This window comes from Pedobacter sp. KBS0701 (genome assembly GCF_005938645.2).
GTDB lineage: Bacteria > Bacteroidota > Bacteroidia > Sphingobacteriales > Sphingobacteriaceae > Pedobacter.
Window position 1 is genome coordinate 2,774,424 of sequence record NZ_CP042171.1, and the last position, 21,930, is coordinate 2,796,353.

13 protein-coding genes and 1 riboswitch are annotated in these 21,930 nt (G+C 39.2%); of the genes, 3 read left to right on the forward strand and 10 right to left on the reverse strand.

From position 1 onward, the window contains the following. Positions 1-75 precede the first annotated feature (75 nt). Positions 76-1,029: an MlaD family protein gene (locus tag FFJ24_RS11130; RefSeq protein ID WP_138821568.1), complete on the forward strand. Its 954-nt coding sequence runs from the start codon at positions 76-78 to the stop codon at positions 1,027-1,029. A 302-nt stretch (positions 1,030-1,331) separates the two neighbouring features. Beyond that, a complete protein-coding gene (locus tag FFJ24_RS11135) occupies positions 1,332-1,532 on the forward strand; it encodes a YtxH domain-containing protein (RefSeq protein ID WP_138821569.1) in 201 nt (66 codons plus the stop codon). A gap of 181 nt (positions 1,533-1,713) precedes the next feature. Here the strand turns inward: FFJ24_RS11135 and FFJ24_RS11140 are convergent, their stop codons facing one another. Further along, positions 1,714-3,150: a SusD/RagB family nutrient-binding outer membrane lipoprotein gene (locus FFJ24_RS11140; protein WP_138821570.1), complete on the reverse strand. Its 1,437-nt coding sequence runs from the start codon at positions 3,148-3,150 to the stop codon at positions 1,714-1,716. An 11-nt stretch (positions 3,151-3,161) separates the two neighbouring features. Further along, positions 3,162-6,329: a SusC/RagA family TonB-linked outer membrane protein gene (locus tag FFJ24_RS11145; protein ID WP_138821571.1), complete on the reverse strand. Its 3,168-nt coding sequence runs from the start codon at positions 6,327-6,329 to the stop codon at positions 3,162-3,164. Positions 6,330-6,649: 320 nt separating this feature from the next. Continuing rightward, a riboswitch (SAM riboswitch) is annotated at positions 6,650-6,756 on the reverse strand. Positions 6,757-6,893: 137 nt separating this feature from the next. On the opposite strand from FFJ24_RS11145, the gene FFJ24_RS11150 reads away from it, so the two are divergent. After that, the gene (locus tag FFJ24_RS11150; RefSeq protein ID WP_138821572.1) at positions 6,894-8,162 is read left to right on the forward strand and encodes a peroxiredoxin; all 1,269 of its coding nucleotides are present in this window, start codon (positions 6,894-6,896) and stop codon (positions 8,160-8,162) included. Positions 8,163-9,177: 1,015 nt separating this feature from the next. On the opposite strand, the gene FFJ24_RS11155 is transcribed toward FFJ24_RS11150, so the two are convergent. The 8 genes from FFJ24_RS11155 to FFJ24_RS11190 form a co-directional block, all read right to left on the reverse strand. Beyond that, a complete protein-coding gene (locus FFJ24_RS11155) occupies positions 9,178-10,854 on the reverse strand; it encodes a S1C family serine protease (RefSeq protein WP_138821573.1) in 1,677 nt (558 codons plus the stop codon). Between the two features lie 2 nt (positions 10,855-10,856). After that, the gene (locus tag FFJ24_RS11160; protein ID WP_138821574.1) at positions 10,857-11,444 is read right to left on the reverse strand and encodes a TlpA family protein disulfide reductase; all 588 of its coding nucleotides are present in this window, start codon (positions 11,442-11,444) and stop codon (positions 10,857-10,859) included. A gap of 66 nt (positions 11,445-11,510) precedes the next feature. Beyond that, positions 11,511-13,382: a protein-disulfide reductase DsbD domain-containing protein gene (locus tag FFJ24_RS11165; protein WP_138821575.1), complete on the reverse strand. Its 1,872-nt coding sequence runs from the start codon at positions 13,380-13,382 to the stop codon at positions 11,511-11,513. A 21-nt stretch (positions 13,383-13,403) separates the two neighbouring features. Next, entirely contained in the window at positions 13,404-14,537 is a 1,134-nt protein-coding gene (locus FFJ24_RS11170) for a TlpA disulfide reductase family protein (protein WP_138821576.1), read from the reverse strand. A gap of 67 nt (positions 14,538-14,604) precedes the next feature. Next, positions 14,605-16,023: a PKD-like family lipoprotein gene (locus tag FFJ24_RS11175; protein ID WP_168202456.1), complete on the reverse strand. Its 1,419-nt coding sequence runs from the start codon at positions 16,021-16,023 to the stop codon at positions 14,605-14,607. A 10-nt stretch (positions 16,024-16,033) separates the two neighbouring features. Continuing rightward, positions 16,034-16,843, reverse strand: a complete 810-nt coding sequence (locus FFJ24_RS11180) for a DUF4843 domain-containing protein (RefSeq protein WP_138821578.1) — start codon at positions 16,841-16,843, stop codon at positions 16,034-16,036. A gap of 29 nt (positions 16,844-16,872) precedes the next feature. Beyond that, the gene (locus FFJ24_RS11185; RefSeq protein WP_138821579.1) at positions 16,873-18,363 is read right to left on the reverse strand and encodes a RagB/SusD family nutrient uptake outer membrane protein; all 1,491 of its coding nucleotides are present in this window, start codon (positions 18,361-18,363) and stop codon (positions 16,873-16,875) included. A gap of 34 nt (positions 18,364-18,397) precedes the next feature. After that, positions 18,398-21,730, reverse strand: coding sequence for a SusC/RagA family TonB-linked outer membrane protein (locus tag FFJ24_RS11190; RefSeq protein ID WP_138821580.1), 3,333 nt, complete (start codon positions 21,728-21,730; stop codon positions 18,398-18,400). Positions 21,731-21,930 lie beyond the last annotated feature (200 nt).

Sequence of the window (21,930 nt, forward strand, 5' to 3'; positions counted from 1 at the left end):
ACAATAAAAAAATATGACGCTCTAACAAGTGAAGAAAAAATACTTCAGCACTTGTAGCCATTAAATAAAACACTCATGAAGATTAAGAACGAAACCAAAGTAGGTATTTTAGCTGCATTTGCCATTGCTTTATTAATAATTGGATATAATTTTTTAAAAGGAAATTCAATTTTCTCAAGTGAAACTACATTATATGCAAAATATACCAGGGTTGACGGTTTGACTGTATCAAAACCTATCCTCATTAATGGTTATCAAATTGGCCGCGTGGCCAAATTGGAGCTACAGGGAGATGGCAGTATCATTGCTACATTAAGTGTAAACAGCAAGTACGAAATTCCCGAAAACAGTATTGCGCGCTTAGAAGGTACAGATCTTTTGGGTAGTAAGGCTATTGTAATGTCGTTAGGTAACTCTAAAAAAATGGCAGAGGATGGTTTTACCTTAAACGCTAATGTAGAAAAAGGTTTAATGGAGCAGGTACAGCCCGTTCAAAAGAAAGCGGAATTAATCATCGGTAAAATGGACTCTATTTTAAGTAGTGTTAATTCTATCCTGAACCCTAACTTTCAGAAAAACGTTGATAAAAGCTTTAATAGCATTGCGGGTACATTGGCTTCGTTAGAAACAACATCGAAAAAAGTTGACGGTTTAGTAGGGTCGGAAAGCGCCCGTATCGAAGCCATCTTTAAAAATGTTGAAGGCATTACTGCTAACTTAAATAACAATAACCAAAAAATCAGTGATATTTTAACTAATATTAATACAGTTACTGATAAGTTTGCTGCTGCTAATTTTAAACAGACTTTAGATAATGCAAACAATGCTATTGCCGATTTACAAAGCGTAATTTCTGGAATTAAAGATGGAAAAGGTAGTTTAGGACTATTACTAAACGACGATAAAATGTACCAGAATTTAAATAATGCTTCAAAAAATCTCGATGAATTAATGATCGATTTGAAAGCTAATCCTAAGCGTTATGTACACTTTTCTGTATTTGGTGGTGGCAATAAAAAAGATAAGTAACTAATTTTTATAAATGCGAAAGCCTCACAGTGTAAATGAGGCGAATGAAAAGCAGGCATAAATAATTTATAAGGAGAAAGCGGATGAACATCTTACGACCTGTTCATCCGCTTTTTTTTGCATCGTGTCATTTTTCTTTTTTAAACCGCAGGATCTCTAATTTACCTGTGGTCTCCGTCCTTTTGTGGTGGTAAATTGAACGTTTAATGCAAAGTCAACTAAGCGCATTTGTAACAACAGTTATTTAGAATTGTCTAAAACTTTTAACAGTATCAAAATGTTTATTTAAAAAAGAAAAGAACATGGGAATTTTAAGAACAGCAATTATTGGCACTGCAGTGTACGCAGGCGTAAAATATATCACGAAAAAAGATCCAATTACCGGACAATCGATCGTTGACGAATTATTTGATCGTGCACCGCAGTGGGCCGATAAAGCAAAAGGTTATACAGAAGACCTGAAATCAAGGGTGAGTAACGCCGCTGAAGATTTAGCGAGATGAATACCTTGTAGAAATAAAGAGCCTGAAGAGGCTAAATATCTATTTCTCTGACTCAAAAAAAACGTCCCGATTTAAAACCGGGACGTTTTTTGTTACAGAGCGATCGTCTTTCCCGCGCAAACGGGAATCTTAAAGCCTGCCGCATTTAAAGACACTTCCTCTTTTTTTTTACGAATTAGCACTAAAAAGTATCAAACCAAAGCTTAGTGGTTAATAAATCTGCACCTTGGCTGCTTACCGCATTTTTATAATTCTGTCCGTTTAACGATTGTTCAGAACCAGGATAAATAAAACGTACCGGAATTTTGCCATTCAACACCGTATTAACAGACGCTGTTAATTGCGGATAATCTAATCTTCTTTGCTCGGCCCAGGCTTCTAATCCTTGACCAAACAAAGCAATCCATTTTTGTTCACCGATTGTTTTTTTATAATTACCAGCATCATATTGTACCGCAGCCTGATTGATATAATCATCAACAGCACTTCCACCTATACTGTATTGATCAAATGATGCCCTGATGGCCTGTTTGTATAGATCAGCTGCATTTTCTGTAGTAAAGCCTCTAGCAGCGGCTTCAGCCCTATCAAAAAGCAGTTCGGCATAGCTAAAAATTACAGCAGGTGCTTTTGGTGCTAAAAAATAAGTTCCTGGTCTGGAAGAATTTGCCAAACCGATTGCACTGGCTTCTGAATTTGTTGAGCCATTCGGAATACCTACATACGTTTGAGGTGTTACATTATCAGTTTTGCTTGCATAAACTGGCAGTCTTGGATCATTAAGCGCAAAAAGTTTATCTACGATTGTTTTGCTGATCCGGTAATCATTTCTGGTTTCGAATGAGGCAGCTACCGGATTTTGCTGTGGCGAATCACTGTAGAACAATTGCGCATTCTCTGATTTGCTATTAATATAAGCGCCACCTTCTGCAAATATTTCATCAATTACCTGTTTAGACTTAGCCGGCTCTTTATCCGCAATGCGTAAAGCGATACGAAGACGTAAAGAATTGGCAAACTTTTTCCATAAAGCAATATTACCACTATAAATCAGATCACCGCTTACAACTTTTCCTGAAGCTGGATCTAAAGCTGCCTGAGCAGTTTTTAAATCGTTAAGAATACCGTAATAAACATCCTTTTGCTTGTCGTAAACTGGTGTAACAAACTGTTTAATTTTTCCGGCCTGCGTATATGGTACATCCCCGTAAGCGTCGGTAAGCAATAAAAATACCCACGATCTCAGTACCAGGGCTACACCTTTATAATTTGGATTACCTTGAGCATCGCCCAACTCGATAATTTTATTAAAGCCAGCAATACTTTGTGCGTATCCGGTAGACCATAAAGAGCTAAAGCTACTGTTCGAAAAGATAAACCGATCTTCTTCCGTATACTGAACTTTAGCCCAATGTTGTGCAAAAAGCAGGCTTGAGTTCATATTATTGGTTACCCCCCAATATGCATCAGCTGTAGTTTTAGTGGTGCCCGTAAGTAAATAATCAGGTTGTGGAATTTCTGGAGCATTCGGATTAATATTCACCTCATCGAGCTCTTTATTACAAGATGAAAATGCAATTGCCAGAATGGCCAGTATATATAGGTTTTTATTTTTCATGATGGTAAGATTTAAAATTTAACATTCAGGTTAATACCGTAACTGCGAGTACTTGGGTTAGAAAGGCTTTCCAACCCCTGTCCGTTGCCCGTATTAAAGGCTACTTCGGGATCAATATCTACTGTATTGCGGTGAATAATCCAAAGGTTACGACCAACAAGTGATACAGAAACGCCTTGCAAACTTAGGGGACGAATCCATTTGGCCGGCAAATTGTAACTAAGCTTAACTTCACGAAGCTTAACGTAAGAGGCATCGAATATATTTGCTTCATCAATATTCCTAAACGATTTATAATATTGTTGGGCAGGTAAAACTTTTTCATTGCGTTTGCCATCTGCGGTTACGCCATCAAAAACAATTCCGTCATCATAAACCGTTACACCTGCCGGAGCGGTTCCGTTTACTCTTACGGTGCCATTTTCCTTTTTATTATCTGGATAATAGTAAGAAATACCACCATATTCTGCTGCTCTTCCCGGAAGCGTAGAAGCCAAAACACCAGTATAAGTACCTGTTGCATAAGTACCGTTATAAATAGAACCACCAATACTCGCATCAACCAATACGCCTAAACTTATACCTTTATACGTAAAGGTATTGTACACACCGCCAATCCAATCTGGTGTATATTTTCCCAATACCTGTTTGGTTGGGTTTGTAGCTGGTGCACCAGTGGCATTTACAATAATATTTCCATTGCCATCTCTTAAAAAGGCTGTTCCGAAAAGTGATCCATAAGGTTGTCCGACGGTAGCAATTACCTGCGCTGAATTGGTTGCTACAATGTAATTCGTTAATAATTTCTCCGCATCGAGTTCAATTACCCTACTCCTGTTTGCAGCGAAATTGAAATCAATATCCCATGTAAAAGTTTTTTTGACTGGGGTGATGCCCAATTGTGCTTCTATACCCTTGTTATTTATTTTTCCGGCATTAAGCAGTTTTGAGCTAAATCCGGTACTTTGACTTACATCGGCAGCCAAAATCTGATTGTAACTATTGGTATTGTATGCACTTAAATCGAAACGTAACCTTTTGTTAAAGAACACCGCCTCAACGCCCAGTTCTGTTGAAGTGGTAGTTTCTGGTTTGAGGTTAGGATTAAGGTCGATATTACTTGTGGTAAGTTGAGGGTTTGCGTTAAATGGCGCACTAAATGCGTAAGTATTGATCAAACGATAAGGATCTGCATCTTTACCTACTTTAGACCAGCCCCCACGTATTTTCAAATAATTAAGTGCTTCACTTTTAATGTCAAATGCTTCGGTTGCTACAAAGCTTCCGTTAAATGACGGGTAAAAATAAGACCTGTTCTGCGCAGGCAAAGTAGACGACCAATCGTTACGTGCCGTGATGTTGGCGAAAAGGTAATTTCTGAAACCGATCTGACCTGATGCATAAACGCTATATGATTTTAAACGCGATAAATTATTGGATGAAATCAAGGGATCACGAGAGTTTTTAAGGGTATAAAGTCCGGCGATGGCCAGTTTAGGTGCACTTTGATCATTCTGCTCAATATATTGCCTGCGGATGTTACCGCCACCCAATAATTCTAAGCTAAAATCATCGTTTAACTGTTTGTTAAAGTTTAAGGTTGCGTCGGTATTATTCTCGCTTACCGTAAAGGCACTTTCGGTGTAAGATCCAAAAGGTGTTCCGTTCGTACCATAAGCGATTCTAACTTTACGCCTATCGTTGTAATAATCCGTACCCGATCTGAAATTGAAATCAAGGCCATCAATAATTTTATAATTAAGGGCTAAACTACCTATAATCCGACTGCGGTTCTGCGAAACTGTATTTTCGTAAGCTACCCAATATGGATTGCTGTAATAGCTATTATTCCAGTTAAACGTTTTTCCATTTTCATCCAAATAGTTTTTTAGCTGGTTAATATCAACCTGACGGCCGAACCAGGTAAACTGCAACATGGTACTGGTTGATCTTGATCCACCCGTTCCTGGTAAATTATCAGAATTAAGTTTGCTGTAATTTGCGTTTGCGGTTAAAGTTAATTTAGGTGTTACTTTTACTGTGGTATTCAATACAAACGAATTTTTGCCCTGTCCGGAGTTTGGTACTATACCTACTTGTTTCAGGTTATTGTACGATAATCGGAAGTCGTATTTTTCGCCAGCATCTGCAACAGATACCCCATTATTTAAGGAATATCCCGTTTGAAAGAAATCGCGTACGTTATCCGGATGGGCTACAAACGGAACAGGCACCCCTTTGGAATAAAACTGCGGAATTAACCTACCATCCAGTTTTGGTCCCCAGCTCTCATCTACCCCATCATTAATACCTTTACCAGCGCCATCCACATAACTGAACTTACCTTCTGATCCCTGACCAAAAGCATTTTGATAAACCGGCAGGGTGAGCAAAGTTTCTAGAACCGCGTTTGAATTAATGGCAATGCCCAATCCTTTTTTCGATTTACCTGTTTTGGTTTTAATGAGGATCACCCCTGCTGCAGCCCTCGAGCCATATAATGCAGCTGCATTTGGTCCTTTTAGGACGCTCATCGATTCGATGTCCTCCGGATTGATATCTGAAATGGTATTGGCGTAATCCCTGGCCCCAGCCGAATTCAACTGCGAGTTATCTACCGGAATTCCATCAACCACAAATAAAGGCTGGTTATTTCCGGCTATAGATGTTTCTCCTCTGATGACTACGCGAGATGATCCCATACTCCCCTGACTGTTCGTTACCCTAACCCCAGCTATTTTTCCAGCCAATGCATTTACCAGGTTAGATTCTTTAGCTTCGGCTACACGGTCTCCTTTCAATTCCTGAACGGCATAACCCAAAGATTTTTTCTCCCTTGAAATACCAAGAGCCGTTACTACCACTTCGTCAAGCGCATTATCGCTGGGTTGAAGAATGACCGAAATTGGGCCAGCATTTTTGTTGATTTGTATTTCCTGAGTTTTGAAGCCAATGTATGAAAATACTAAAATGGCTTGATCAGGCGCACTGATAGAAAAAACGCCCTTACCATCAGAAATAGTGGTTTGTTTGGTTTCTTTGATAAGAATAGAAACGCCTGGCAGTGTTTCGCCATCCGCCGATTTTACCGTTCCGGTAATGGTGACATTTTGAGCAAATACCTGCTGCGTAATAAAGAGCAGTAAGATGAGTGGTATTGATTTAAAAAGTTTGATCATGTGTATGTTTAAAAATTAGTTAAAAGATAAAAATCTGGGCAAAACGACTCCTAAACAGTTAATAAACGTGTTTTATTAAAAATAAAATGGAGTGGTTAGATCAAATGGGCCTGTTAAAACGGAGCAATTTTAACAGGGCGTGCGCATTCGGAAATATGCATTAGGGTTTGCATCAATGGATTTTAACTCGTCTGTTTTTTTCATTTCAATGATTTTCTATAAAACATATTTACTTATCAAAAGCAGCGTCAGGGCAAAAAAATAGCACCCCTTAAATCAGAAGTGCTCCATATATTTTGATAAGGATAATGCAAACAACTGACTTAACTACCCCAGATTCATCCAGGATGGAATTAGCACCATTTCTATAAATTAGATGGTTGCTAAGGCTTCACAGGGCCATTCCCTCCGCCTTTCTTGATAAGTATTTTAAAATAACTGGGGCAAAGGTATAATTAATTCCATTTATCCTATAGTTTTTATAGATTTTTAATGAAATATTTTTTATTTGGTTATTCCGCCCGTATATTTGTCGACTAATTTAGTCGATTAACACACGTCCCGATGAACCTAAAATCCATATTTACCGCCATACTGGCCATATCAACCTCTTTAACCTTTGCGCAACAACAGGCTGTATTGGCCAATCGCCAACAAGCAACAATCAAAGAAAAAAAAGCAAAAGCATTTGTTGCGCTGGGCCATTGGCGTGGTATAGCGAAAGTAAAGGAAGGATTAGAAATCCCTTTTAATTTCGAAATCAACGAAAAAAGCGGTCAACAGAAATTATATTTCCGCAATGCCGAAGAAAGTTTCGAAGGTGGTCGGGTAAAACAAACTGCCGATTCACTTTTTGTCAAACTGGATCAGTTTGATAACGAACTTGCATTTGCTATAGTTGGTGATCAACTAACCGGCGCATTAAGAAAACAGGATAAAACTGGCAAACCTTTGATAATTATTGCCGAGCGAAAAAATTATCGTTTCAAAACTGATAAACCTGCCACAGCAGACTATTCTGGAAGTTATGATGTGGTTTTTACATCGACAAATGGTAAGGAAGAAAAAACAGTAGGTTTATTTAAGCAAACAGGAAACAAACTTACCGGCACATTTTTACGTGTAACCGGCGATTCTCGTTATCTTGAAGGCGTGGTAGAAGGCAATGAATTCCAGCTTTCGAGTTTCATCGGCTCCTCTCCTTCTTACTATAAAGGCACCTTTCAGCCAGACGGTACTTTAAGTGGTGAAATTTTGGGTGCAAGGGGAAGTCAGGCTTTTACCGGAACCAAAAACAAAGATGCTGCCCTGCCCGATCCTTACAAACTTACCTACCTGAAAAAAGGATACAAAACGCTTGATTTCAGCTTTCCTGATGTAAACGGCAAAAAGATTTCGTTAAAGGATGAAAAATATAAAAACAAGGTTGTGATTTTAACCATCACAGGTAGCTGGTGCCCTAATTGTGTTGACGAAGTTACTTTTATGGCGCCATGGTACAAAAAGAACAAAAACCGCGGTGTAGAAATTATCGGTTTACATTATGAACGTTCAACGGAGCCTGAATATGCAAAGAAAGTAATGACCCGTTTCAGAGACCGTTTTGGTATCGAATATGACCAGGTATTGGCAGGTACAGCGGACAAACAAGTAGTATCTGAATCATTGCCTGCGCTTGATTCATTTTTATCGTTTCCAACCACGATAATTATTGATAAACAAGGTAATGTAGCACAAATTCATACAGGTTTTAATGGCCCGGCCACCGGTAAATTTTATGATGAATTTTTGAAAGAATTTAATACAGAGATTGATACGCTGTTGAAGAAATAGGCATCATGGTTTTATTCCTTAGTTGTCATTCTAAACGCAGTGAAGAATCTTCTTATCTGTTGGTGTTTTAAAAAAAGAAATAAAGCGTTGGCCGGTGAGACACCGGCTAATAGGATGAAAAACTTTAACAGTCGTCCAGACAAGCCGCTCCAAACAATAATGCATAATATATATTTTTTTTGGAAAACAGGTACAGCACTCTTAGGTTCAGGCAGTCCTTCTTTCCGCTTCTATCTTTTTGTGAATGAGCTACATAAAACAATTATTTTTACAACAAAAAGGATAGCCGATACAATAAGGTTTATTCAACCAGGGATTGTAGAACGGAATCTACGCCGAACCTAAAGCGAATTCACCGAAAGTAATGCAGGTAATTACGTATGCATCAGGTTCCTTGCAGAAAAAGCGTGTTTAGCCCCGGGCGTAGCGGCATCCCCGAAGCGCAGCGGAGGGATACAGCGAAGCACGGGAAAAAACTTCAATAGTTGCACAGACAATGCGCTCCAAAAATGGATTATGTATCGTTTTTGGAAAACAGATGTAGCGCTCTTCGGTTCAGACAGTCCTTCTTTCCGCTTCTATCTTTTTGTGAATGAACTAAATAAACAATTAGTCTTGTAACAAAAAGGATAGCCGCTACAATAAGGTTTATTTAACCAGGGATTGTGGAACGGAATCTACACCGGACCGATCCTAAAGCGAACTCACCGAAAGTAATGCAGGTAATTAGGTTCCTTGCAGAAAAAGCGTGTTTAGCCCCGGGCGTAGCGGCATCCCTAAAGCGCAGCGGAGGGATACAGCGAAGCACGGGAACAAACTTTAACAGTTGCACGGGTAAGCCGCTCCAAATAATAATGCATAATGTATCGCTTTTGTAAAACAGGTGCAGTGCGCTTAGGTTTAGTCAGTTCTTATCGGCCGGAATATATTCTAGGCAATAAATTCACGCATTGGTCGATGAGACACCGACCACTATAAACTCTGTGACTTCTGTGTTTCTGTGGCGACAACTAAGCTACTGAATAGTCTTCAAAACAAATTCTATGATCGTTTTCTTTTGAACCACTATCGTGGTTGTTCTGCTAAACCTCGCGATGTTAATCCCATAAAAACTACCTTCCCAATCAAAAACAGGCGATCCGCAAGCATTTGCTTTAATGGCGGCATCGTGTGTAAAAATAGCATTAAATCCATCTCTTCGTTCTGATTTCCCGCCTTCAAATTTCTCTGCCGGGTGATTGAATACCGATTGCCCCCTTCCATCAAGCTTAAAAGTTTTGTTCATTTTACCAGATGCATTTGTCCATTCAAAAGTGACCTCATCTCCTGCCCAATATTTTAATATTTCGGGTGCAAATTCACTTGCCTTTTTGATGAGTTTTCCGTTAATGCTGATCAGTTCATCGCCAACTTTTATACCTGCTTTTTCTGCCGGGCTGTCCGCTTTAATTAAGGAGAACAGAACCGGACTCGAATTGTATACCACCATCGCACCCAAATAAGGCTGGCTGTTAATTTTCGGCAAATTAAATTGCGTACTGCCTAACACACTGCGTATCACTTTGCCAGCTGGGTCTACGCTATAAAGAAGTTTACCCATATTTATTTTAACGGTATCGGTATCAGCAATATTTAAATCAATCCCACCGTTTATTTGCCGTTCAAGCGCAAATAAAACCAGGTCGTTCTCCTCGTCTTTTGCAATTAGCTTAACCGGCACTGTTGTTCCATTAATATCACATTGCACTTCTTCGCCAACCATGGTATTTTTGCTCAGTAAAAACTGTTTTTGAGCGCCGCTTGGTGTTTTAATATTTAATAAACAGGCATTAATCTTCTGGTTTTGTCCTTTTATTACACTTTTGATGGCAAAACAACTGTTTTTAATCCCTGTTACAACAAAATCCGGATGTAAAGCCTTTTGCTTACTTTCTTTCTGTAATAGCAAAGATAAGGGATCTGTTTTCACACTATCCTTCTTTTCCGGGAAAGCTGTATAAAGTCTTTCGCTGTTTAAAGCCGTCCAATAGCGACGATAAAGGTCAACAGGAATTTCGAAATTCATTTCTTCCGAAACATCAATGGCACTGTGTAACCCAATTACACGGCCATAATAGTCAAATAAAGGCCCGCCAGAATCACCCGGTTCCATTTTGCAGGTTGAGCGGATAAAACCATATTCATTTTTCACTTCTGCAATACTGCCCAATCTTAGGGTTGGTAGGGTTTGGTTCAGACTTTCGGGATAGGAAATACTGATACATGGTTCATTTTTAACCAAACTTGATGAATAACCCATCTCTGCAAATGGATAGGCACCTTTATCTGTAATTTTCATCATGCCTACATCCGGAATACCTGGGGTTCCTTTGTTCTCTATTTTCCCCAGAGCCATTGCAATACATTCACGTCCGTCAGGAAAAAAAACCTTATAATTTTTACCCGGCAAAATGGTATGTGCTGCTGTTAAGATGTAACCATCGGCACTTACTACCACGCCACTAAACTGGCCGCTGGTTCTTTGATTTTGCTGTACATCGAAACCCCACATCCGCACACTTGCGGAATATGCTTTTTTTACTGCCTGGGCAATGGTGTACTGAAATTTAGCAACCTGCTTTTTCTGCGCGATAGCATTCAGGTTAAACAGCATCACCAAGGTTATTGTTAATACCCTGCTATAGTTATTCATTATTAATTATGATTTTTTGCCAATGTAATCCGCTCAGAAATTTCTTCGAGTGCAGCGGCATCGGTTCCCTTGAAACCCGTTAGTTTAAATATAATTTTGCCTGCTTTATCGATAACGAATTTTGCCGGGATGGCACTTACGCCATAATCTTCAACCGCAGCGTTACGCCCTGCCCCATCTTTCAGATCCATCAGCACCTGAAAATTAAAACCTGATTGTGCGAGGTATTTTTTTACATCTTCAATTGGTGTTTTACTGGTTTCCCAGGTATGGATGAATAAGAACTTTACCGATGGATCATTTTTATAAGCATTAACAGCCAGTTGCATAGCCGGAAAAGATTTTTTACAGGGCACGCACCATGTCGACCAGAAATCGAGCACAATTACCTTTCCTTTGAGGTCTTTTAACGATACTACATTTCCATCGAGGTCTTTTAAGGTAAAATTGGGAGCAGGCACGGCAATCATTTCTGATAAAAGCCTATTGTGCAAGGAATCAACTTTGTTCACAGCGGTTTGTGCCGATACAGAAATACGTGCAAGCACACACAAAGAAGCCAGGAGGCAAAGCCCTAAAAAAGGTTTCATATTTTAAGTTAAAGGTTAGAAAAACGGCAAGGCCATTTTACCGGCCATGCCGAGCGCATAGATAGTTTAAATAAGTATCTCCAATATTTTTTCTTTCGGTGGGTAACATTTGTTATCATCACACACCTGATAGTATAAGCCACATTTAATTTTAGTACCAGCTTTTGCCTTGCTGTAATCGACCATTATCCTAAAGTTTGCCTTTCCTTCAAAAATAAACATGCCCTCATTGCCCGGATAAGGAATAGCTGCTGTTGTTTTCCATTCTTTATCGGCCACTGCACCTTCAGGAAGTTCCAATCTGGTTTCGGTAACCACAAATGGATTATCTTTAGATACATAAGCATAAATATGCCAGCCTTTTAAAATTTTGGCTTCGATAAGTAAACTGTCTTTTTTATCTCCATTACCCGGAATAAACCTGGCTGAAATCGCAACCGGATCGGCTGTGGTAGGTTCATCACTTATAATCGCTTTTGGCAATTGGTAACTTTGTTGCCGGGCAACAGGAATGTTTTTCCCGTAAGTATTGACCATGAATTTAAAACCACCTGATTCGGTATAAAACAGGTTATTACGGTTTTGATTGAGCCATTTTCTCCAATCAGAAGCTGCATTAAACTTTTCGGTGGTATAACGTTCCAATAAGCGTTGCGCCATTGCTACATCTTTGTTTGCTTCCAATAAACTCACACATTTATCTAACAGGGCTACTTTACGGTTAGAGATACCAAGTTTTTGCGCATCGCGATCCAGCTGAAGCGTGTATACACCTGAAGGATAGAAATATTCATAATTTTGACGGTAGTATTTGTGATATAAGTTGATATTAGTGCCATAAATGGCAAACAAACTATCGCCGGCATAACCCTTTACATAATCTTCAAAAGATTGGGTATCATTTGTAACGGGCATTTTCAAAAACATTTCGTTACCATGGCCAATATCTTCTCCTTTTGCCTTTTTGTCTTTTAATTCCTGCTGCATTTTCAGCATCCGTAGATTACCTTCCCGTCTTGAAACAATAGCCTGGTTATAAAGATCTTTGTTCAACCGATAAATTAGTTCATCTACACCGCTACGGGTTTCGATCTGCACTTTTTTAACAATAGCCTGGAGATGATCGAATTTTTTGATGTAACAAATGGTATTCACAAAAACATCCTTAGCTTCGTCCGTCATGTAATCAGGCGATCCTGCAAAACCCCACATAAAGTAATTCCCCTGACGGCCTAAAGCTACTGCTTCGGCATTTTTGAGGCAAACACCACCTGAAATAGTTTCCGCATCAGGCGAATCGTTAAATCCTTCTCCGTGCGAAACCATACCGATCAAATAAGGCTCTTTAGCAGAGAATCCCTGTTTTACCACCCGCCACCTATCCATTTGCTTTGGTGTTTCTGCACCCTGATGGCCATTAAAAAAAGAACTTGGAGTTGGCTTTTTTACCATGCTAAGTTTTACGGCATTGGGTGTGTTAAAAATGGGATGCCCGGTTTTCATATTTAAAGCTTCATCATCTAAACACTGGCAATACCAATCGAACTTTAACCCTAAGGGCAAACCTACGTTGGGCGCCATAGCATGCAGTAAAACCATGGGGCGGCTAAAATCTGGCGGCAGTACCACTGGCCCGGCGTCCATTAAAGTTACATCAACCTCATCAGACATTTCTACCTTGTAATCGGCTACATCCACTACCCTAACCCCGATAAAACGCTGTTCCAGAAAGGCTTTAAAATCTGCCATTCTGGTTTTGTATATTCTTTCAAGGATGTTTGGTGCTGTAGAATAGTAGACTACATTTTTTGGCATAGGCCTGTCGGGATTATAACCCACATACAAAACCTTTAATGCAATTTTATCCTGATGTTTCGCAGTTCCAAATGAGAACAGTGAAAGCAACATCAGGCATACGGTTAAAATCTTTTTCATCATCCAGATCAGTTCAGCCAATAATTAATTGAAAATGTCAGCGAGTTTTTTGTTTAATGGTTCACCACGAAGACCATTTCCGATAATTTTGCCCTGAGCATCTACCAGAAAACTGGCAGGTACAGCACGCACACCATATAAACGGCCTACTTCGTTGTTCCAGCCTTTAAGGTCAGATACATGAATCCAATCTAAACCGTCTTTTTCTATTGCTTCTAACCAACGTTCTTTTACATTATCTAATGAAACTGAGATAATTTCGAAGCCTTTATCTTTATAGGTTTGATATTGTTTTACCAGGTTAGGGTTCTCTGCCCTACACGGGCTGCACCAGCTTGCCCAAAACTCAACAAGCACCACTTTTCCTTTTAAACTGGCTAATGAAACTGGCTTGCCTACCACATTGTTCTGGGTAAAAAGCGGCGCTACATTTCCAACAGCGGTAATATCGCTTGCAGCAATACGCTGCGCCAGTTCTTTGCCCATGTCGGTTTCGCGGTACGCTTTGTTTAATGCATTGAAAACAGGCTCAACCTTGCCTACATCCACCTTACTTCCTGCAGCTTCTGAGAGCGCCACCAGGGCGAAGTAAGAATTTGGATGTTCTTTAGCAAATTGAAACTGCTTATCTGTTCTGTTTTGTATATTTCTTCTGAAGCGCAGATCTACCGCTTTCATGTAAGCAGTATCTTTTTGCTGTTCGGGTGTTCCCCTGTTAAAATCGATATTTACAGCTTTGGTTAGCGCCATAATGGTCCCCCCAATGGCTTTGTTATAGGCATCATATTCCTGATACACCTTTGAGCCCGCAAAAACAGCATTTTCTAAAGAATCTTTCGAGCTAATCGTAACTTGCTCTTTCCCGAAATAAAAGTAAATTACATCACCTGTGTAAACTGCCTTCCCTTTACCACCACCAGTATGATCGAGGGCCATACGGGCATAGGCATTGCCAGAAATATGCCCTGTAAATTTAAAATTTCCGTTAACCAGGGCTACTGAATCTTCATGACTTACACCGTTATCCATGTAATCGATATAAGCCATTGCTGGTGCACCCAAAGAACCTATTTTACCTGTTAAACTAAAATTTGGTGCTTGTGCCCAGGTTAGAACCGGGAATAAAAGAGCCAAAATGGCTAATTTTATGATTTTCATTTGTATGTTTTTTTATGGTTATAATGTCCATGCTTAAACTTTTTAAAAGCCTAAGCATGGACTAAGGTTATTTTCTGATTGCGATATCTACAGGAGCACCTGGAATACCTTCAATCTTGTTGATGAATATACCGTTCATTCCTGTAGCAATATTTAGAAAAGAAACGGTTTCTTCTGTTCCTACCATCAAGGTTTCTTCGTCTTCGCTAAGTTTTAACATAGAAATCGTTTTTCCACTAAAGCTGGTGGCCAGTTCCCTAAGCTCTTCATTTACGGGATTATACCGATAAACTTTACTGCCATTGGCAATATAAATTACTCCATTTTTAGCACCACTCCATTTTGTATTTTCGTTAATTAAGTCCTGACGTATAAAAAGACGTTTATGTTGAGGCGTAAAGGTAAACGGCCCGTTAAACTGAACATTAAACTTTAATTCATAAATCTTTCCATCGGTTCCTTTACAGTATGCAAAACAATCTGCGTTATTAAGTTGCTCCAAATGAATAAGATCCATCCCCACATTTAAAGGATCGAAGGCAGTTGTTGTGGTAACGGAGTATTGGGTACCAAAATAAACAGGTGCTCCATAAAGATTGATCCGCACAAATTGCTTTCTGTTTTTGTCGAATCCAATAAAATAAGTAGCTGTTTGCGTAAAGCTCATCACAAAAGAAGGAGCCAGCTCATAATCACCATCAGCAGGTAAGCCGAACATTCCATAAGTAGCTGCCTGGTCCCATGTGCTTGTTGTTCCACCGTAAAATTTGCCATTTACAACGCCCATCATTACCCCTTGAGGATGCGAAATAAATGAACCTACCTCCAAATCATCTGGCGATGTAAAAAAGTTATCTTTAAGGGTGTTAGGATATTTCGGATCTTCCTGCATGGTATTCGGCTCCAACCTGATTCCACCGTTTTTTGTAATGATCCAGTATCCCAATAAGTTATTTGTAAATGTATTTTTTAGCAGAAATAAATTTGTGGGGTTTACAGGCAAATCTTTCCCCTGCATAGCCCTGTACAAACGTGCCTGCACGCTACCATCTGGCTTTACAAATGAAAACTGTGTGATCCCATTTTCAACACTCAATACCGTTGTACCGCTGGCAAATTCGGTACCACCGTCTACGTAAAAATTATGGAAATATTTCATCCCATTTGCTTTGTTATAAACAGTAAGACGGGCTGCATATCTTTTAGCCTGCAAACCAAATATGATCCTCAGAGCTGGTCCGGTATACAGAACATCATTCCCTTCCATTACACTAATTTTCCATTGAAGTTCTACATTGGCAGCATCCACACCTTCTATTTTTGGTTTGATGATCAAACTATCCCCAACACTTGCAGTGTAAACAGAATCCAGGTTGGCCAGTTTAGGCTCAACAGGCATATCGATATCGTAATTACCTAAGTCTTTATGACATGCGGCTAAAGAAACCACACCAGCTATTAATAAAATTAATTTTTTAATGTTCATGTTTCTATATTTAAATAACCTCATTGCCATTTTCGTCTATAAAATAATATTTACCATTCTGCATGTTTTTCCTCAAAAGCGTTTTTTTGGACGGGTTACTCTTGTTATAGAAATAATAGCTATTGGTATTGCTTGCAGTTACCTCTTCGATTACATAACCTTTTGCTGCATTTTTGGCTACCCAATTAAATGGATTATTTAACATCGTGGTTAATAAGCCTATATAATACAGGTTTTTCGGTGCATCAAGTCCGTCGGTAGTCAGGGAGGTTTGCCCGGTTACCAGAATAAATAACTCGTGTTTGGTTCTCGAATAAGGAGGAAGCGGCCAGCTATCCCACCAACCTGGTTTTTCCAATTTGGAGGAGAATACAACTTTTGCCCTGATCAGGTAAGGATTTTCGATGCCCAGATCTGAAGTGCCCGTTAATTTAATCAATATCGAAACCGATCTGTTTTCAAGTTCCTTATCCTTGTTATAAATCACCACAGGAATATAACCTATTCCCCTATTTGGAAGAATGGAATATTGCGGTTTCAAAGCTTCGTAGTGCAGACCAGGAGTGGCAGTTGAGGAATCAGTATCTACCCGCGCACTAAATTTCCTTTCTGCGTCTGTTCTGATTCCGGATAAACGTACCGGTAGCCACACGGTATCCTGAGCACGTGTAGGATTATAGGCAAAGGTTTTTACTATACTGTCTTTATCTCCATTATAAATGTCGAAATAAACATTAGCATTGTGATCAAAACGCATCTCTTCTGCTTTCTTGCAAGAAACAAGGCAAATGATTGCGAATATTAATATGTATATTTTCATAATTTGCTATTAATAAATTTCAAATTGTTTTATCTGCCACCATAAACAACCTCGTCGTTAGGAAGAGGAAGCACGAAAATGTTATCGGAAGCCGGAATAATTACACCTGTTTGTCCTACAATCCCTCTATTGAGCCTTTTATACATATAGAAAAGCTGGCCTTCTGCTAACCATTCTTTACGGGCATCTTTAAGCAGTTCTTTTAATAAATCCTCTTCGTTGTTTATGGTCAAAGGATCACCTATTTGCCTCGCTTCACGAACCTGTGTTAGGTAATTAACTGCGGCCGTGGGATTATTTGCATAGGAACACTCGGCAGCGATGTAATACATCTCACTAAGCCTGATTGCAGGAGCCATGAGGTAATGTAAATTTGCACCAGCCTCGGTACTTAAGGGATTTCTGCGGTATTTAACGATATCGTAAGATCTTGATGATTGACTGGAGGTAGCAGACAACCAGTATTTATAACGGGAATCACTTGCTCCCGCTGTTGCCTTTTCATAGATATAATCTGCGGCATCCTCAATCAAATAAAATCCACTGGTACCACTTCGAAACCAATTGTCTTTTATCTCTTTTGCAGCACCTGGTATATACCATCCAAAAACGAGTTCCTTGTATAGAATACGATCTTTCTTCGAATCTTCGAATGCCTCAAAATCACTTTTTGATGTCCATGGGAATTTTTTTGAGTCGATTACCTCTTTAGCATTTTGTAAGGCTTTAACTTTATCGTTTTTATACAGATAAACCCGGGCAAGCGTGCCACATACTGCATAATAATTTAAACGGTGCCTTCTGTTTTGCAAGAAAAGACTTGAGCTCTTCTCTTCTGTATTTTTCAGCGTATCAGTAACTAAAGGATAATTTACAATATAACCGGCACTCCGAATCGGATCTGCAACCAATAATTGTTTCGATTCTTCCAAATCTTTGATGATCAGATTAATACTTTCTGATACACTGGAAACCGGCGTAATCTCTTTTGTGTATTTGTTAGCGTAAGGAATTCCTTTTGCAGAAGGATTTCTCAGATAAGAAGGAGCAAAAAGACGCAACAGATCGAAATGCAAATAGGCTCTTAAGGCAAGCGCTTCTCCTTTAACAATAGCATAATTGTTGCCATTAAAAATGTTCTTTTTTGCATCTACATTTTCCAGGATCAGGTTACAGTTAACAATTGCATTGTATAAACCAGCCCATATTTTATCCTTGCGTTTGATAAACTCACCATGTTTGTAATTATACAATGAGGTTTGTCTGTAATCCTGTCCGTCTTCACGCATCGAAAAATTTTGGGCAAGTACCTCTGTTGTACCAAACGTAAGCTCTTTACCATACAGATCCGATTCCGTACTGCGGTTATACACACCGTTTATGGCTTCCATAAAACCACTTTCGGTACTGAATAAAATTGGAGCAGCTATTTCTGATTCCGGCTCAACTTCCAGCCATTTCTTGCAGGAACTAAATAATCCTGTTATTAAGATGAGGCAGATTAACAATCTAATCTTCATATTTTTATATTTTAAATTCGTTAAATAATATAGCTTAGAAAGCTGCTCTGACAGAAAAGGTTAAACTCCTGGTAAATGGATAATTAATTCCCCTTTCTTCTTTTACTGATGACCAACGCACCACGTCATTTGCCGTTACCTGAAACATGAGACTCGACATCGATAATTTTGACGCGATTTTTTTATTCATATCATAAGAAAAGTTGACTGATTGAAGGTTGATCAGATTATCAGGCTGGATAAATCGCGAGCTTACATCAGTTTCGCCATTATCTGCTATGTTTTTATAAAAAGACAGGTCGCCTGGTTGCTTCCACTTTTCTTCAAATACACGTTTATCAACGTTATACCTTGGGTCGGCATTTTCAACACGCTCTACTAGGGTAAGGTTGTATTTATCGCCACCGAAAAAAGTCTGAAACTGCACATACAGGCTAAACCTTTTGTAGTTAACCGTTCCACCAAAGTAGCCGCTCACTTTAGGATTAGGATCGCCAATTACAACATAATCTCTCTTATCGTAATCATAGGTAAGTGTACCATCTTTTTTCAGGTATAATTCACGTCCGTTTTCCGGATCTATACCTAACGAACGCACACCATAAATGGCATTAAATGGTTGCCCTTCGCTAAATCTAAGCAAAGGAATTCCCCTGTAGCCACCGTCGCCAGGCTTTAAAGATTGTAATTCGTCTGCCCTGTCATTGTATTTCTTTAAAGCGTTTGAGATCCTTACCACCTTATTTCTGTTGGTAACCATATTCGCATTCAGATTTACCGACCAGTCTTTGCTTCTTAAGGCATCTACTGTTATCCCCAACTCCGCACCTTTGTTTTCCATGTCGCCAAGGTTTTCTTTATAAGATAAAAAGCCTGTTGAAGGAGGTAAAGTGATATCGGCTAAAATATCTTTGGTAAATTTCTTATATATCCTTGGCATAATCATTACCCGATCTTTAAAAAGTCCAATGTCGATACCAATATCCGTCATCCTTGTTTTTTGCCATCCAAGGTTTTCATTTCCATAACTGTTTACACCGGCACCAATACCAGATGAATACCAGTTTCCTGTATTGTACTTATAAATGGTTTTTGATAAGTAAGGATCGAACTCTACCGAACCGGTAAGACCCGTAGAGGCTTTTATCCTGAGTTGGCTAATTACAGGATTACCTTTTAGAAACTCTTCCTGGTGTACATTCCAACCTAATCCGAACGACCAAAAAGGAGCCAGTTTATTGTTTACGCCGAATTTTGAAGAACCATCAATACGCACGGTTCCATCCATAAGATATCGATTTTTATAGGAGTAGTTCATCGAAAAAAACGAACCGAATAAACGGGCCTTTTCGAGTCTGCTTTGAGGTTTTCCATCTTCGGCGTAGCCTTTAGCAAAGCCTATGCTGGTAAAACGATCGTTAGCAAAGCCAATAGCGGTAAATTCTTTCTGGTCGCGCAGCTCTGTACGGGCATTTACACCAACCAGAGCGTTAAAATAATTGCCACCGATCTGCTTTAACCAGGTTAACCTGATATTACTATCCCAGTAGGTTTCTTTCATTTCCCTGTTGGTATACTCCCCTTTCTCATCTATTTTATCTGTGGTATACAGGTAATATTTATTTGCCTGTGGCGAGGTGAAGATATCATCAGAATTTGATCGTGTAGTTACACTCATCTGCGCCCTTAACCTCAGGTCTTTTGCTACTTCTAAATCGGCAGAAAGGTTATCGATAATTTCGGTATACTTAGATTTATTGAAGCTGCTTAAATTGGCGTCAAATAATGGATTAAATACATATTCTTTTGATCGGTCTTGTTTTTCATATACATCCGAAATTCTCATCGCCATGCCATTGGCATCTTTCAACGGATAATAAGGATTCATTCTTACATAACTGGAAAAATCGCCATACGGAGATTCGGTAGCACCTACCTGCGTTATAGACAATTCATTTCTGAACTGAAGTTTATTCACATTATACTGAAAACTCATTCCACCCGAATATTGATCTCTTTCAGAGCCTTTCATTGCTCCCGGCCTGGTTTGGTACCGAAGGTTTACATTATAGCGGAATGCCTGCGATCCTCCATCAAGATTTATAGCATGTTTATGGCCTATGGTATTGCGTAGCGGTTGCGACAACCAATAACTGTTAACACCACCAACAACATTAGCTTTTTTGTGGTAATAGATTTCATCAAGCTGATCTTGAGGAACTTGCTGTTTAGAAGAACTATATAACCCAGCCAAAACTTCATAATCCAGTTTTTCAGCAGCATCTAAAACCTGGTAATCACTTAAATCTGCAGCGGTGAAGTTTAATTCGTAATTGTATTCTACCCGTAATTTCCCTTCTAAGGGTGTTTTAGTAGTAATCACAATTACACCATTGGCAGCACGCGAACCGTAGATTGCAGTTGCAGCCGCATCTTTTAATGAGGTAACCGATGCAATTCTGTTTACATCCAAATCAAATACTTTCTCCACGCTCACTTCATACCCGTCTAGCATAAAAACAGGCCTGTTCGCGTTACCTTGAATATCATCCCTTCTTAACACCTGCCCATCACCGCTTGGTAATGCAGAAGCTCCCCTAACATTGATAGAAGGAATTCTGTTTGGGTTTGAACCTGCAAGGTTGTTATCAATCAGTTTAAAGGAAGGATCGAATGTGCCTATACTTTGCAGTAAATTCTGTGGATTTACCCTCCTCAGCTGATCTCCGGATATTGTAACCGCGTTACCGGTATAATTATCTTTTTTAATCGTCTGATAACCAGTAACCACCACATCGTTCATTTGGGTCATTTTAGAGGTAAGCTTAACGTTTAACGTTTTAGTACCTGTAACCTTAGTTTCAAACAACTCGTAGCCCACATAACTAAAAACCAAAATGCTTCCTTCTTCAACATTGACTTTGAATTCGCCTTTATCGTTGGTGATGCCTACACTGGCACCGTTTTTAATGGAAACATTAACTCCTGGAAGGGTTTCACCTGTAGCTTTATCAGCAACAACACCTTTAACCTCAATTTTTACCGCTACGCTTGCAGCAACAGCAGGTAAATTTTCCTTACGGCTGATCACGATGGTTTTGTTAACAATGTTATAGCTCAGGTTTTGATCTTTTAAAGAAGCATTCAAAGCATCTACCAGTGGTACATTATTGAACTCGACCATTACATCTGGTTTATCCTGTAGCAATTGACCTTTGTAAAAGAAAAAATAGCCTGTTTGCTTTTTTATCTCCTTAAAAACTTGTTTAAGCGAGGTTTTTCTTCGAGAGAGCGTTACTGTTTGGGAAAAGGTGACTGCCGAAACATGTAAGGCACCGACCAATAGTAAAATTGTAGTCAATTTCATGACCAATAAAATTTTAATCTTTACCCTCCGCATGTCGCACACGGGGTTGTAAAGGGTAGTTAATTTCATACCTTTGTAATGAATGAGGTTAAAAAATAGCAGCTGGGTTTCGAAGCAAGCTGCTTGTCCAAATTTCTACCGAAAGCGTTGCCACGCTTTCGGTTTTTTTTAAAGGTACTTTGCTAAATTTCTGGTAGTTT